This window comes from Flavobacteriales bacterium, assembly GCA_020635395.1.
GTDB lineage: Bacteria > Bacteroidota > Bacteroidia > NS11-12g > UBA9320 > UBA987.
Map to the genome: position 1 here is coordinate 1,312,236 of JACJZV010000001.1, position 16,323 is coordinate 1,328,558.

The following is a 16,323-nucleotide window of genomic DNA, read 5'->3' on the forward strand; positions in this document are numbered from 1 at the left end:
TGCTAAACTTTTTCAACCACCCAATACCCCAACTCTCGTGTAATTATTCGCACTTTGCTGTCTTTGGCAATGAATTCACCAAAACTTTTTACTTCCACCACATCATCGTCCACCCGCATTTTGCCGATAGGTCGAATGTCTGTATGGGCGATACCCGTTTTGCCAAGCATTTCTTGACCCGGTTTTTCAATAATGTGAATACCGGCTTTAGCATCGGCAAGGGTGTTTTGCAAAACAAGTTTCCGCATCAAAGGTGTATTCATCAACCCTTTCCCGAAAAAGAATGCCCCGACAAAAAATCCGACTAAAGCAACAAACACGGTCATCATGGCGGCTGAAACTTCGTACTCGGTTGTGCCGGAAAAGTCTAAATCAACATTTCGTAATAAACTCAAAATTAAGCTGGTAACGGTTAGAAGAATACCCGAAATACCCGTAACTCCGAAACCGGGAATGACGAATATTTCTAAACCAATAAGTATTAAACCTATTACAAAAAGTAATATTTCCCAGTGTTGAGCTAATCCATCTAAATAGAGTGGGGCAAAATAGAGCAGTGCAGCTATGATGGCCGCAGCCAATGGAAATCCGACACCGGGTGTGCGAAGCTCAAAAAAGATTCCCCAAAATATAATCATGATTAATGCACCCTGCAAAACAGGGTTTGCCAAAAAACCAATTACCTTGTCCAGACTGCTTTTTTCGACCCGAATGAGCTTTGCAGAGCCAAAACCTTCATGCTTTAAAATGTCATTTATAGTTAGAAACTCTCCGTCGCAATAATTATTTGCAATGGCTTCTTCGGTAGTAAAATTCAGTATCTTGCCGCTATCTATCACTCCAGGAATTGCAATAGAAACATCAACCATTGCTTCGGCAATAAGTGGATTTCGTTTATATTTGATTATGGTGTCGCCATTTTCAATAATGGTGTCTTTGCCATGACTTTCTGCCGTTGCTCGCATAATGCTTCGCATAAAAGACTGATATTTATCGTGCAGCACCTCACCGTTTTGGTCAACAACAGTGCTTGAACCAATGGAGGCACCTTTGCTCATAAATATTTTGTTGCAGGCAATAGAAATTAAGGCTCCGGCAGAAGTTGCGTTTTTGTTTATAAAAACATAAATGGGAATGTTGCAGTCCAAAATTCTTTTTCGCATACTATCTGCATCAACCAAAGAGCCACCATAGGTGTCCATTTCCAATAAAATTAGGTCGGCATGTTGCTCTTGAGCTGTGTTAATTGTTTTTGACAGCATGCGTGCCGAGGAAGGACCCACATCTTCTTTAATGGTTCCCAAAACAACTGTTTTGTTTTGAGCAAAAGAAAATGAAGCAAAAGCCGTTAGGAACAGAAAAATGGAGTAAAAGTGTTTCATTTAGTCAACAATTCTAAGCATTTAAAGATATACTGTGTGCAAAATAGTTCAAAAAATAGCAAGTTGATTAATAATTTTGTTTGGAATATTTGTTGCTTCGACAAACGTAAATTTTAAAAGAATGAAACAATTTAAGAAAATCGGGATACTGTTGGCCTTTTTTGTCTCTTTTACCGTTGTAAACGCCAATCCGACCGACTCCATAGGTACGAAAGTAAAAAATGGCAAAATCTTTATCATGCACAAGGTGGAGAAGGCACAAGGGCTTTTTTCAATAAGCAGAAGATATAATGTGCCATTAAATGATATTATCGAGGCCAACCCGGGGTCGGATAAATCATTACAGGTTGATCAAATATTGCTTATTCCCACGGGTAAAGATGCCCCTAAAGAAGAGCAAAAAGTAAAAGAATATTTTCAAAGCGATAAGCAGCCAGCAGCCACCGGCTCCGAAACAAGTGCTAAAACCACCTTTGCCAAATACCATACTGTAATGCAGGGAGAAACGCTTTATTCTGTGTCGGTTTTGTATAAAACTAAAGTTGATATTCTAAAATCGTTAAACAATCTGCAATCAGAAACATTGACTGTTGGCCAGCAATTAGTGGTTCCATCAACCGAAGAAGAAAAGAAATCATTTGACGATAAAATGGTTCAAGCAGAAAAGAAAATAGACGATGCGGTTGCAAAAACCAATCAGTTGCAAAAAGCAACCAATACTCAAACCAATACTAAATCGAATGCCAAAGAAATAAGTAACTCAAAAACATCTACTTATGAAATAAAAGTGGAACCGATGCCAAAATATAACATTGAAAAAGTGGTGGAAACCGGCGTTAATGAAGAGTTGAAGATGGATTTGAGCAGTTCGACCAATAAAAGAGTTTGCTCTCATCATGCGGCTTCGGTGGGTTCTACAATAATGATAACCAATCCGGCAAATAATAAGTCTGTTTTTGTAAAAGTTGTTTCCAACCACAGCCTGAATGCAGATAAAGGAAACATTATATTATTACCCGAAAATGTTTTATCTGAACTTGGATTAGAAGTAGGTGGAAAAGTAGAAACCAGTTTTGCCCGATAATCTTTATCAATACATCAAAAAAGAAGGGTGGCAGTATGTCCCCCTTTTTTTGTTGGCTATCGCAATTTTTACCTCGCCCGCTTTGATTTCAATCTCAATGGCAGCTATGGTAGCTGTTATTGTTGCCAAATGGGTTGTTGCCCAGCCAAATTTTTCTAAAACAACAAAGTTGGTGCTGTTTTCATTTTCACTTTTTATTGATTTGGTTATACTTGATATTTTTCGAACAGATAATTTGTCATCCTATTTTTCAGAATTATTGCTGAAACTTCCTTTAATTATCATTCCGTTATATCTTATTTTTATTGGGCAAGCAACCCGTCAATTCCGAATCTTTTTGCAGCTTTTATCATTTTTGGTTTTGGTTATTTCTGTGTTCAGTTCAGTAAACTATTTTTTTCATTATCAAGAAATCAACCAATTGTTGTTGCAGAGCAAACATGTACCTTTAATCATAAAAATGCACCATATTTATTTTGGCATTTACATGGCCATTTGCATTTGGCTTCATTTTATGTTTTTTACCGAAACAAAACAAAAATTATGGCTAATAATGGGTGTTTTGCAAATAATAACCCTGCACATTTTAGTTTCAAGAACTGGGTTGGTTGCGTTCTATGTATCCATCATCTTTTACTTAATCTATTCGTCCGTCAGAAACAAAAATTTGAAACTACTGTTAGGCGGTAGCATGGCTTTATTTATTTTGATAGCCGGTGCTTACGCTGGTTCAAAATCATTTAGAAACAAAATTGCCAACTCCGTTGAAGATTTTGAAGCCATCAGAACCGGGGAGGATATCAATTATAAATCAATGGCCATGCGTTTGGAATCATTAAAAACAGGAATTGACGTTTTTAAAAACAAACCGTTGTGGGGTGTGGGTTTCGAGCATTTTCCGGAAGAAATAAAGAATCAATATCAACGAAATAAAACCAAGTTATATGAAATAAATTGGGTGGCTCCGCACAATCAATTTGTGGAATCTGCCGCTACCTATGGTATTTTTGGATTACTGGTTGCGTTACTTTCTGTTTTTGTTATGGTTTGGTTAAATGCTAAAAACCCTTTGACATTGAGCGTTTTGGTAGTAATTTTGGTGAGTTTTATGCTCGAGTCGGTCATTGAACGTCAGCAAGGCATTATTATATACACCTTGTTTGGTTTTGGGCTCTGCCAATATTCGGTTTTTAGACAAAAACAAACAGATATATGACTTACGATTTAACATCTGACTTGGGCAAGATTCGTTTTTTATTGAATAAACGTGTTATGAACATATTGAAAACAACTTTTAGCTTCATTCTTTTATCTCTTTTTGGATTGATGCCAGCCATGGCTCAAAAGGATATTAAAGACCGATTTTTCTTCTCGCTCCAATCGTCTATTTATACCGATTTAATATGGGGGCCACTGTATTTAGAAAATGCTCCCACCGGAAACACAATTATTGTGGATGGCCAAGAGGTGCCTCAGTATGCCAACGTGCCTTTTCAAAACTTTATGTACAACATATACTCCTTTGGAGTTGAATCTCGCTATAACCTGAAGGAAATAGATGAAAATACCGCTTTGGCAATTGCCATACCTATGACTTTTGGTTTGGGGTCAACACAACCGGCCAATTCTTCGGTGTCATACACAAAGGGCGGGGCAGGCAGTTTCCAAATGCCTATCATGCTGAGGTATTATGCCGGCTCTGCATCCACCTATAAATGCGAAAAGGAATATGGCGTTTCTTTGGGTGTGGGTTACGAATTCAATAAAATGGGGTTGATTAATTTTGAATCTGTAGCAAAAACCGATGTAGAAAGAAAAGTAAATAGTGGTTTTTGGATACCCGTATTTAGTTTGGGTGTTCATTTTTGGAGAAGAAGCAGCCCAATGGAAGTGAATCTTAAATATGGCCAAACCGATGGTCAAAAATATTATACCGACCGCTACGGAAATCAAATTCTCAACAGCAATGGTCAATATAGCTATGGCTTTGGCAGGGCAAAGTCTATTCGATTGAGTTTTGTCTATTTGCTCGGGTATTAAATGGTCAAAATAAATAGGTTTTGATTTGATAATTAATAGAGAAATAAGTTGGCTCTCTTTTAATGAAAGAGTGCTGCAAGAGGCCGAAGACGAAATAAACCCACTGATAGAAAGAATGCGATTTTTGGGCATTTTTTCAAACAACTTAGATGAATTTTTTCGTGTTCGAGTAGCTTCTGTTCGTAGGTTGATAAAACTGCAAAGAAAAACAGGAATTGAGCTCGACGAATCGCCACAATGGATAATGAACCATATACACGAAAACGTTATTAGGCTTCAAAAACGGTTTGATGCTACCTATTCAAAAATTATCAAACAACTTGAAAATCAGGGAATTTTCATTATTAACGAAAGTCAACTTTCAGAAACCCAAACACAATTTGTAAAGGAATATTTTCTTCAAAAGGTTGAGCCACTTTTGGTGCCGATTATGGTAAGAAAAATCCCAAAATTTCCCTATTTAAACGATGATGCCAACTATTTATTTGTCGGATTTAGAAACAAAAGCGGAAGTAAAACAGAACAATATAGCCTTATTGAGATACCCAGAAATATCAGTCGTTTTGCCGTATTGCCAGATGATAGGGGGAAGAAGTATATTATTTATCTTGATGATATAATACGTGCCAACCTTCCAAGAATATTCAGCATTTTCGATTGCGAACAGTTTGATGCTCATGTTTTTAAAATAACTAGAGATGCAGAGCTAGATTTGGATGATGACATCGTCGTGGGGTTGTATGATAAAATTAGGCGAAGTTTGGAAAAGCGTAAAAAAGGCGAGCCACTTCGATTTATATACGACAGCACCATGCCCCAAGACAGGGTAAAATTCTTACTCAAAAAAATGAATCTGGCTCAGGAAGAAAACATTATTCCGGGTGGTAGATACCACAATTTCAAAGATTTTATGAAATTTCCGAATGTTGGTGGCGAAGATTTGGTATTTAAAAAACGGCCATCGCTGGCCAACGCAGCATTAGAAAATGTAACAAGCACACTAAAAACCATCTGTAAAAAAGATATTTTGCTTCATTATCCATATCAAAGTTTTGATTATGTGATAGATATGCTTCGAGAAGCGGCTATCATGCCCAGTGTTAAATCCATTCGCATTACACTTTATCGGGTGGCCAAAGATTCGAGGGTAATAAATGCACTGATAAATGCAGTGAAAAATGGCAAAGAAGTGATTGTGGTAATAGAACTGCAAGCCCGTTTTGACGAAGAAGCCAATTTGCATTGGGCAAAGGCTTTGACCGATGGTGGAGCAAGAATAATTTTAGGGTCACCGGGGCTAAAAATTCATTCAAAACTTATTTTAATCAATTTTAAACACGAGGGTCAAGAGCGAAAAGTGGCTCATATAGGCACCGGAAACTTTCATGAAGGAACAGCCAATGTATATTCCGATATTTCGTTGCTCACTGCCAATGAAAATTTGACCACCGAAGTGGAACGCGTGTTTCAATTTATTGAAAAACCGTATCTGGCTTTACGTTTTGAACACCTTTTGGTAAGTCCTCGCTATACAAGAAATTCGCTTATAGAATTAATTAAAGGTCAAATACAAAGGCAGAAATCCGGCAAAACCGGTTATGTATTGATTAAGTTGAATAATCTGGTTGACAAGGATTTGATAACCAAATTATACGAAGCGGCAGATTTGGGAGTTAAGATAGATCTGATCGTTCGCGGAATCTGTTCATTGGTTCCCGACCATAAAAACATCAACGCCATCAGTATTTTAGATAAATATTTAGAACATGCCCGAATATTTGTTTTTGGAAAAGGAAAAAACAGAAAAGTATTCATTTCTTCTGCCGATTGGATGACCAGAAATCTAGATTATCGGATAGAGGTTACCACACCCATATATGAATCAAAACTTCAAGACCAGATAATTGAATTTTTGCGAATTCAATTGTCGGACAATGTAAAGGCCAGAAATTTTGATAAGTCGATGAAAAATGAATATGTTCGCAATGATTCGAAAGCCATTCGCAGCCAAATAGAGTTTTACAATTATTTAAGTGAATTAAAGGATATTGAAACAGCTTAACTTCGCAAGTATTGATATTGGTTCAAACGCCATCCGGTTTCTTTTATGTTACGTTTTTGAAACCCCGCAAGGTCCTTTTTTTAGAAAAGGTATATTGCTTCGTGTTCCGTTGCGTTTGGGCGATGACGCATTTAAACTTGGAAGAATTAGTAAAGAAAAAGAAAAAAAAATGATTGAAACCATGTTGTGTTTCAAACATTTGATGGCTACCCAAGAAATTATTGATTACAAGGCTTTGGCCACTTCGGCAATGCGTGACGCATCGAACGGAAAAAAAATTGTTGCACACATTGCCGAAGAAGTAGGTATAGACATACAGATAGTTTCGGGCGAGGAAGAAGCCAACGTGATTTCTGGTGATTCAAAACCCCCTGAATTTTTGCATACTCGCGGAAACTTACTCTATGTTGATGTTGGTGGAGGTAGTACTGAAATGACTTTTCACACCAAGAAGAAAACCATCCGTGAATCTTTTAATATTGGTACCATAAGATATTTAACCAATCAGGTGGATGAAGCTGAATGGCTAAGACTGAAAGAATGGTTAAAAGAACATAATTTATACGACAGTGGAGTTAACATTCTTGGTTCGGGCGGAAATATCAACAAAATATACAAGATAAAACGACGAAGATCGGCTGACTTTCATTTGAATGTGAGTGCTTTGGAGGAGTATTACAACCTAATTAAAGATTTGAGCTACGAAGAACGGATTATTCAGCACAACTTAAACCCCGACAGAGCGGACGTAATTATTCCGGCAAGCCAAATATTTTTGAGGATAATAGAAAAAACTAAATCAAAGCGAATATATGTGCCAAAGACAGGTTTGTCTGACGGTATTGTTCGCTCGCTTTATGCAAATTACAAATCCTTAAAATAAACATCAAACTTTATTCTCCTCCAGATTGGTCGGAAGCACCTTTATCTATGGCCTCCAACTCGTCTATTTTTTTCAACTTAGCCTCTATTTCGTTGAGTAAAGATTGGTCGCCATCATATACCTCTTGCAAACTTTGCAAGGTTGCTCTGGCCTGAAAATAATCTTTTTGAGCCAAATAAACGTCTGATAATAGGATAAATCCTTTTACTACCCAATATTCATAACTTGCATAATCTTCGCTGAGTTTAAATATTTCGTCTTGGCTATCATCATATTTCGTCTGTTTGTACAACACAAGACATCGGTAGTATTGAGCCTCCGCACCCTGGCCCGTTTTTGAGTTTTTAACAACATAATCCAAGTGGAACATGGAGGTTAAGTAATTGGCCGATTCATACTGTATTTTACCCAAAATCAAGTTTGCCTCAATTAAATACATGGTTTCAACATTTTCTATTGGCAAAACATCAGAAGCATTTTTCTTGGCCGCTTCCATGTTTCCTAAAGTATAGTTGCATCGCATTTGGCCAACCACTGCAAAGGTGTAATGATCTTTTGAACTGGCAATACGCTCTAATTTGCTGAAATAGGGCAGAGCCTCTGTATATCTTTTTTGGTAATAAAGAATGTCGGAAAGTTTAAATGTGGCATCTTCCAATTGTTCGTTCAAGGATTTGTCAGCCACAAATCTGTAGTGTTCCACAGCGGTATTGTAGTCTTTTTTGGCATAAGCACATTCGGCCATGTAGTAATGCGATTGAATAACAAAATAACCGGTGTTGCCAAATCGTTTGTTGTATAATTCAAAACCTTTTGACGCTCCATCGCAATCGCCCATTCTATATTTTTGCAGTGATGATTCGTACAACATGCTGTCTTGATAGGAAATACGAACATCGCCACTTCCTGGTTGTGCATTTACCCAATCATACCATGAATCCAACATATTACCGCCCATGGCAGCCTGTTCGCCAATCACGTATGCTTCTTTTGCACTTCGTGAGTTTGGATAGTCGGTAATAACTTTCTTGCAGAATTCAATAGATTTTGCGTAGTCTCCACTTTTGTTGTAGATATTAGCTATTTGCAAATAGCAATCCGGAACATAGATGCTTCCGCTGTAGTTGTTTATTACTCGGTTAAACATGGTCAATGCCTCGCTTGATTTATTCAGATTTTTAAAATAGGTATCTCCAATTTCAAAAAGTGCATCATCAACAAACACAGATTTTGGAAATCTCGATTCTATTTTTTTGAGCGTGGCCACTTTGGTATCGTATTTTCCCTGCAAACCATAAATAATTCCTTGTTGAAAAAGGGCATAATCACTTTGGTCATAATTGCCGGAGGCCACTTTTTCGTAAGAGGCAATGGCATTTGTGTATTGCTTGTTTAAAAAATAACTATCGCCCAATCTAAGAGCATTGTCGTTATAAACATCTGAGCCTTTGTCGTTCGATTTTTTGTCGTATTGACTAAAATAGTTCATGGCTTTGCTTACGTCTTCCTCCATATAGTGCGTATAGCCAATGCCGTATATGGCTTTATGATAGTATTTGCTTTTTTCTGACCCACTGATATTAATCATGCGGTTATAATTGCTTCTGGCCGATGGATATTTTTTCTCGGCAAAGTCAATTTCGCCCAGCCAATAGTATGCGTTTGCTTCCAACAATTTGTCAGAGGTAAATTTTAAAGATTTGTTAAAATATTCTTTCGAGTCGGTTAGATTTCTATCAATAAAAAGCTGTTCTGCACGGTTGTAGGTAATTTTTTGGTAGATAGCCTTACTTTGTGTGTTGAAGTTTTTTATCTCCTCCAAAACTCGTATGGCCTGCTCATAATTGTTGGTCAACACCAACATTTCGGCCAACATGCCTTTGGCATCATCCAAATATTCGCTTTTCGGAAATTTATTAATAAAATCTTGTGTTGATTGGATAGATTGGCTTTGAGAGCCTTGTTCAAAAGCCAGTTTGGCATAGTTAAAATGGGCAATTTCCTGAATTTCCTTGTTATATTCCATTCGTTTGGCCACGCCAAGAGCATTAAACGCTTTTTGTTTGTCGCCGGTAGCCAAAAAACTTTGAGCCAACTGATAGTTTGCCAATTGACCAAGATTATTTTCGAAGCCAGACAATTTTACAAATGCTTGTTGGGCTTTGTCGTGGTTGCCATTCATGTAATATGCAAACCCATACATATAAATATCTTCATCGCCCAAGGCTGTCGAGTTTACATCAAGTTTATCAAAATAGGCTCTGGCTTTGTCGTATTCTTTTAGTTGAAAATGACACTTTGCCAAAAGCAAATTATACTCTTCTTGATACTTCTCCAGTTTGTTTTTTTCGGCGTATTCTAATGATGCTTTGTATCCCCCTTGTGCATAATAAATCTGGGCAATATAAAGGTGCATTACCTGTGGACCATTATCTTTTATTTTTTCAAAACTTTGCAATGCACAAGTGTAGTCGTAGTCTTTATAACAGATGTAGCCATAGTAATAATTGGCTTCGGTGTAATATTCTCCTTGTTGATTTCTGATTTTGTTGAAATGAGCCTTGGCCTTTTCGTAATCTTTATCCTGAAAAAAGGCATAACCCATTTTGAAATGGGTTTCTTCTAAGTATTCCTTTGGCAAATTGCCCACCTGCACTTGCTCATAATATTTAGCCGCCTTTCGATATTTTTTATGGGCAAAAAAGTAATTCCCTAATTCAAACGTAGCTAAATTGGTCAAAGAGTTTTCGGGGTTATGGTTTATGTAATGCTCAATTTTTTTATCGTATCCCTGATGGTATAGCTGCAAATGGCTCAGCAGAACGTATAGCTCAGCCTGACTGGTCAATAAATCGCTGTTATGTTTGGTACTCAAAAAGCGTTCAAACTCCTCAATGGCAGGTCCAAATATTTCTTTGTCATACAATTCAACCCCATGATAAAAAATCTCTTCCGGTTTCTCATAAACCTGAGTTTTTTGAGCATTTACAACAAAAGCAGAAATGATTAGAAGTATGCTGAATAGAAACCGTTTTCTTAAAGTCAATTGCATTTTCCTGTCAAAATAATGAACCTTCAAAAATAACCGTGCTACATCGGGTTTTGGTATTTTGTTCTGCACATTTGTGGATATTGTCATCAAAATCTTTCAAAATTTTTTATTGAAATAAAATTCTGAATTCTATTATTTTTGCAGCCCTCTTCAAACGAAGTGGTTCTTTGAAAAGATGGTGGCTATAGCTCAGTTGGTTAGAGTAGCGGGTTGTGGTTCCGTTGGTCGCCGGTTCGAATCCGGTTAGCCACCCTTTCTTTTTTCTCCCTAAATTTAGATTTAGAATGTATTGATGTCCTTTATTTGTTCGGTTTCAAGTATCGCATAAAAATAATTCTGCCAGTCAATAAGTCGAGCGTGTTGTGCATATCTCCGGTTTTCTTGATGCGTGCCATGAGCCACAAAATAGGGTAGAGGAGAAGAAAAATGAGAGAGGTGGTTTGTCTTTTATCAAAACTATAAGTGGCTCGGTCAAAACCGTGTTTTACACCCAGATAATCATATTGGTCGAGTGTGAGCGAGGCAACGTGCTGCAAACCGTTGTAGTTTTTGATTTCCAGTGGTTTGAAACTGTAGAAAAATCCGGTAAAAAGAAATCGAACTCTCGATTTTAAGCTCAAAATGTTGGGCGTGGAGATATAAACGCTTCCCCCTGGTTTTAAAATTCGGTTTGCCTCTGCAAAAAAACGTTCGTGGTCTTGTATGTGTTCCATTATTTCCATGGCCACAATGGCATCAAATTCATTATCCGAATAGGGCAAACTGTCCGTTACATCAGCCTTTTTGCAGGCCACTTTATCGTAATAGAATATTTCGGGAAATAAGTCGCAGGCAGCCACATCATACCCGGCTTCAAATAATTTTTTTGTAAAAGCTCCATGTCCGGCACCACAATCCAACACTTTTATTTTTTTGTTATCCGTGCATTTCAAAAAATAAGGCCAAAAGGCTTGATGAATGCCCGGAATAGAAATGGGAACTACTTTATTTTCAGTCATCTACAAAAGATTTAATTGATCGCCAGATGTAAAAGTCTTGGGTTTTTGGTTATTACCTCCCGATTCTTGTTTATCAGGTTTAGCCATTTCCTCTATTTTAGGTTTTTCAGAAGTTTTTAGGTTGTTTTCTTCGTTGGTTTCCACTTCGTCCTCCGTTTCTGATTCGTCCATCTCAACAATTTCTTCTACTTCGGCATCATCGGTTTCAATTTCTTTAAACTTTACAAAATTGTTGTAGCTCAGTTTATTTCCGGTAGATTTCCAACCTTTGATGTCAATAAATTCCGACAAATCAATTTCATCTTCGGCTTTTTCACCTTTATCGTTTTTGGTGGTAAGCAATATTGTCGGTCGCTTTTTGGTAGAAACAAAAAGCAACTTCGAGTTTCTGCCTTCGTTGATAAACTGAAATTTTTTGCCAACCGTGGTAGTTTCTATCAAAAAACGTTTTACAAATTCTTCTTTTTGTTTGGCATCAAAATGAATGCAGGTAATAGGCTTTTTAGGGTTGAATTTTTCTATAAGTTCCACATCATTTGGGTCGTAATGGTTTGTAAGTTCATGGTTTGTAAGCTGATATTCTCCTGATTTGTGAATAACCAAAATCAAATCATCTGTTTGAAAACTACCAAGCAATTTTCCCCGTTCATCCACATTTAGTCGGCCAATGGCCTCTTCATACCAAATATTTCTACCGCCAATGGTTGACTGGCCTTTTTCTTTTAATTCAACTTTTCTAATGCGGTATTTACTCACTGTATTACCTTGTGAGCCACGTCCTTTTATGGCTAAATCGGCAAAATCAAAATCAAATAATTTTTTGCGTGCTTTTGCCAACCCATGCAGTTGAATGCTCACAATTTCGGCTTCCCCATTGTTGTTGGCCGTAAAATATTGGATTTTTGAACTTTCAGGCTTTCCGACGTTGTAGGTTTTGTCACGTGTTATGGAGTTTACATTAAACCGTTTGGCAAATGTTTTACCCGATTTCTCATCGGTGTAAATGCAGTTGTACACCTTTCGGTCGTCACCCTTTCGCCATACATCCACATATATAATCTCTTTTCCGAAAAAGGCCTTATCACTCACTTTACTTACAGTATAGTTGCCGTTTCTATGAAAAACAATGATGTCGTCAATATCCGAGCAATCACACACGTATTCGTCTTTTCGCAAACCGGTTCCCACAAAGCCTTCATTGGCATTATAATATAGTTTTTGATTGGCAACGGCAACCACAGCCGCTTCAATACTTCCAAATGTCCGTTCTTCGGTAAGGCGTTCGCGACCTTTGCCGTATTTCTTTAAAAGATTTTTATAATATTCAATGGTAAACTCCGTAAGGTTTTCGAGGTGATGGTTTACTTCTGCCAACTCATCTTCAATACCTTTCAGCAGTTCGTCGGCTTTAAACGAATCGAACTTGCTAATGCGTTTAATTTTAATTTCGGTCAGTTTAACAATATCATCTTGGGTTACTTCTCTTTTAAGAAGTTTTTTGAATGGATCCAACCCCTTGTCAATGGCGGCCAAAACACCTTCCCAAGTTGTTTCTTCTTCAATATCCCGATAAATGCGTTCTTCAATAAATATCTTTTCCAACGAGCTGAAGTGCCATTTTTCTTCTAATTCACCTCGTTTTATTTCTAATTCTTGACGCAGCAAATCGCGAGTGTTCTCGGTGTTTATACGAAGTATTTCGTCCACACTCAAAAACATGGGTTTATTATCCACAATCACACAGGCATTGGGGCTTATCGAAACCTCGCACGCAGTGAAAGCATAGAGTGCGTCAATTGTCTTGTCGGTAGAAATTCCGGCGGCCAAATGCACCTCAATTTCGAGTTCTTTAGCGGTATTATCTACCACTTTTTTGATTTTGATTTTTCCTTTTTCGTTGGCTTTTAGTATAGAATCTATAACCGAACCTGTGGTTTGTCCGTAAGGTATTTCACGAATAACCAGTGTTTTCTTATCGCTTTCTTCAATTTTGGCTCTGATTTTTACTCTACCACCTCGCTGACCGCTGTTGTAATCAGAAAAATCGGCATAGCCCCCAGTTGGAAAATCGGGTTTAAGTTCAGTATTTTTACCTTTTAAAATGGCAATGCTACCCTCAATAAGCTCAATGAAGTTGTGCGGAAGAATTTTCGTGGAAAGTCCAACAGCAATTCCCTCAACGCCTTGAGCCAACAACAACGGAAATTTGACAGGCAACGTAATAGGTTCATTCTTACGTCCGTCATACGATTTTTGCCAATCCGTGGTTTGCTTGTTAAACGCCACTTCAAGGGCAAATTTTGTCAGCCGAGCCTCGATATATCGCGGGGCGGCAGCACTGTCACCCGTGCGAATATCTCCCCAGTTTCCCTGAGTATCAATCAACAAATCTTTTTGACCAAGGTTTACAATGGCGTCGCCAATGCTGGCATCGCCGTGCGGATGATATTGCATGGTATGACCAATAATGTTGGCCACCTTGTTGTATCGGCCATCATCCATTTCTTTCATGCTGTGCAAAATGCGGCGTTGCACAGGTTTTAAACCATCGTTTATATGCGGCACTGCACGTTCCAAAATCACATAAGAAGCATAGTCCAAAAACCAGTCTTCATACATACCTTTCAAAACCCGCTCAGTTCCGCCAGTATTAACCTCTTCGTTTTCTATATGCTCGTTTTCTTCCGACACGTTTTGTGTTAATGTTTAAGATTTAGGGTTTGAAGGTTTAAATTGTTTTAACAGCAAACACCTACCTTAAATTATACATTCTAATGCTTTTTTCTATGGCGAGCGAAATTAAAATTTCTCACTTAACCAAAACATCCAAGTTTAAAAGTTGTGAAGTATTTGTTTAAAAAAAGACCTGACAGGTTTTTAAAACCTGTCAGGTCTTTTAACAATTAGGCCACCAGCTCCTCTAACTCTTTTTCCTCTGATTTATCCAACTCTACCTTCAGGTTTTCGATGATAAACTCTTGACGTTCAGGCGTGTTTTTGCCCATATAATATTCCAACAACTTTGGAATCGGTGTTTCTTCATTCAAAATAATGGGTTCCAAACGAATATTTTCACCAATAAAGTTGCCAAATTCGTCTGGGCTTATTTCTCCCAAACCTTTAAATCTAGTTATTTCCGGATTTTTTAATTTATTAATTGCATTTATTCGTTCTTGATCTGTATAGCAATAGATGGTCTCCTGTTTATTCCTCACCCTAAAAAGGGGGGTTTCAAGAATATACACGTGTCCGCCTCGCACCAAATCCGGGAAAAACTGCAAAAAGAAGGTAAGCATAAGCAGTCGAATGTGCATTCCGTCCACATCGGCATCGGTGGCAATCACAATGTTGTTATACCGCAGGTTTTCTATGCCTTCTTCAATGTTTAAAGCGTGCTGAAGTAGGTTAAACTCCTCGTTTTCATACACCACTTTTTTGTTTAAACCGTAGCAGTTTAAGGGTTTTCCACGCAAGCTAAACACGGCCTGTGTGTTTACGTTTCTGCTTTTGGTTATAGACCCGCTGGCCGAGTCGCCCTCAGTTATGAACAGGGTAGAATCAAGCACTTCTTCTGCTTTGTCTTCGTTGAGATGCAGCCTACAATCACGCAATTTTTTGTTGTGTAAATTGGCCTTTTTGGCTCTTTCTTTGGCAATTTTTCGAACACCTGCCATGTCTTTTCGCTCGCGTTCCGACTGTTGAATTCGTTTTAATAGCAAATCTGCCACATTGGTATTTCGGTGCAAATAGTTGTCGAGCGAGGTTTTAATAAAATCATTAATGTATGCCTTTATGCTCGGTCCATCCGGCCCCATGTCGGTGCTGCCCAATTTAGTTTTTGTTTGAGATTCAAACACAGGTTCTTGCACTCGTATGCTGATGGCAGAAACAATAGAAGCCCGAATATCACTAGGTTCAAATTGTTTTTTGTAATAATCACGAAGCGTTTTTACAATACTTTCTTTAAACGCATTAAGGTGTGTTCCGCCCTGGGTGGTGTGTTGCCCGTTTACAAAGCTGTAGTAATCTTCGCCGTAATGACTGTCGTGCGTAAAGGCAATTTCAATGTCTTCGCCTTTCAAATGAATGATTGGGTAGCGAAGTTGCTCCTCGTTCGATTTTCTTTCCAACAAATCCAGCAAACCATTTTTGGAGTAATACCTTTTTTTGTTGAACCAAATGTTAAGTCCGGCATTCAAATACACATAATTCCACACTTGATTTTCGACAAAATCATGGATGTATTTGTAATTTTTAAAAATAGTATCGTCGGCCACAAATTCAATGAGTGTCCCGTTGGGTTCTTCCGTTTTTAGGTCTTGTTCGCTTACCAAATTTCCGGTTTCAAACTCGGCAAGCTTAGACATGCCGTCTCTAAACGATTGCACTTTAAAATGAGTGGCCAAGGCATTTACGGCCTTTGTTCCCACACCGTTTAATCCTACCGATTTTTGAAATGCTTTTGAATCGTATTTACCGCCTGTATTAATTTTCGAAACGCAATCAATAACTTTTCCCAACGGAATACCACGGCCATAATCTCGCACTCGCACATGGCGTTGGTCAATGTCAATTTCTATTTTATTGCCATTTCCCATCACAAACTCATCAATGGAGTTGTCAATAATTTCTTTAAGCAGCACATAAATTCCGTCATCGGCAGCCGAGCCGTTGCCGAGCTTGCCAATATACATTCCGGGTCTTATACGGATATGTTCTCGCCAATCGAGCGACCGAATACTGCTGTCATCGTAATTTATTTGCTGAGCCATTTTTTCTGATTTAAAATCAACCAACGAAAATATGCAACCCCACTGTTTTG

At 38.0% G+C, this 16,323-nt stretch carries 10 protein-coding genes and 1 tRNA gene; 6 read left to right on the forward strand and 5 right to left on the reverse strand.

What is annotated here, in order from left to right:
- Positions 1-2 precede the first annotated feature (2 nt).
- Positions 3-1,382, reverse strand: a complete 1,380-nt coding sequence (locus tag H6607_05610) for a nodulation protein NfeD (protein ID MCB9261834.1) — start codon at positions 1,380-1,382, stop codon at positions 3-5.
- Between the two features lie 121 nt (positions 1,383-1,503).
- Between H6607_05610 and H6607_05615 the strand changes: the two genes are divergently transcribed.
- The 5 genes from H6607_05615 to H6607_05635 all read left to right on the forward strand — a co-directional run bounded on the left by H6607_05615 (position 1,504) and on the right by H6607_05635 (position 7,451).
- Entirely contained in the window at positions 1,504-2,466 is a 963-nt protein-coding gene (locus tag H6607_05615) for a LysM peptidoglycan-binding domain-containing protein (protein ID MCB9261835.1), read from the forward strand.
- Between the two features lie 97 nt (positions 2,467-2,563).
- Positions 2,564-3,682, forward strand: a complete 1,119-nt coding sequence (locus tag H6607_05620; GenBank protein ID MCB9261836.1) for an O-antigen ligase family protein — start codon at positions 2,564-2,566, stop codon at positions 3,680-3,682.
- 56 nt (positions 3,683-3,738) lie between these two features.
- Positions 3,739-4,506, forward strand: coding sequence for a hypothetical protein (locus H6607_05625; protein ID MCB9261837.1), 768 nt, complete (start codon positions 3,739-3,741; stop codon positions 4,504-4,506).
- A 13-nt stretch (positions 4,507-4,519) separates the two neighbouring features.
- Complete coding sequence (gene ppk1, locus H6607_05630) at positions 4,520-6,568, forward strand: polyphosphate kinase 1 (GenBank protein ID MCB9261838.1); 2,049 nt, start codon at positions 4,520-4,522, stop codon at positions 6,566-6,568.
- Complete coding sequence (locus H6607_05635) at positions 6,555-7,451, forward strand: hypothetical protein (protein ID MCB9261839.1); 897 nt, start codon at positions 6,555-6,557, stop codon at positions 7,449-7,451. The genes ppk1 and H6607_05635 overlap by 14 nt, the downstream gene beginning before the upstream one ends.
- 10 nt (positions 7,452-7,461) lie before the next feature.
- Here the strand turns inward: H6607_05635 and H6607_05640 are convergent, their stop codons facing one another.
- Positions 7,462-10,590 carry a tetratricopeptide repeat protein gene (locus tag H6607_05640; protein ID MCB9261840.1) on the reverse strand — a complete coding sequence of 1,043 codons (3,129 nt, stop codon included), beginning with the start codon at positions 10,588-10,590 and terminating at the stop codon, positions 7,462-7,464.
- A gap of 91 nt (positions 10,591-10,681) precedes the next feature.
- Between H6607_05640 and H6607_05645 the strand changes: the two genes are divergently transcribed.
- Positions 10,682-10,755, forward strand: a tRNA-His gene (locus tag H6607_05645).
- Between the two features lie 47 nt (positions 10,756-10,802).
- Here the strand turns inward: H6607_05645 and H6607_05650 are convergent.
- The 3 genes from H6607_05650 to H6607_05660 form a co-directional block, all read right to left on the reverse strand.
- Entirely contained in the window at positions 10,803-11,501 is a 699-nt protein-coding gene (locus H6607_05650) for a class I SAM-dependent methyltransferase (protein MCB9261841.1), read from the reverse strand.
- On the reverse strand, positions 11,502-14,192 hold the full coding sequence (locus H6607_05655; protein MCB9261842.1) for a DNA gyrase/topoisomerase IV subunit A: 2,691 nt from the start codon (positions 14,190-14,192) through the stop codon (positions 11,502-11,504).
- Positions 14,193-14,404: 212 nt separating this feature from the next.
- Entirely contained in the window at positions 14,405-16,273 is a 1,869-nt protein-coding gene (locus H6607_05660) for a type IIA DNA topoisomerase subunit B (protein ID MCB9261843.1), read from the reverse strand.
- Positions 16,274-16,323: the final 50 nt, after the last annotated feature.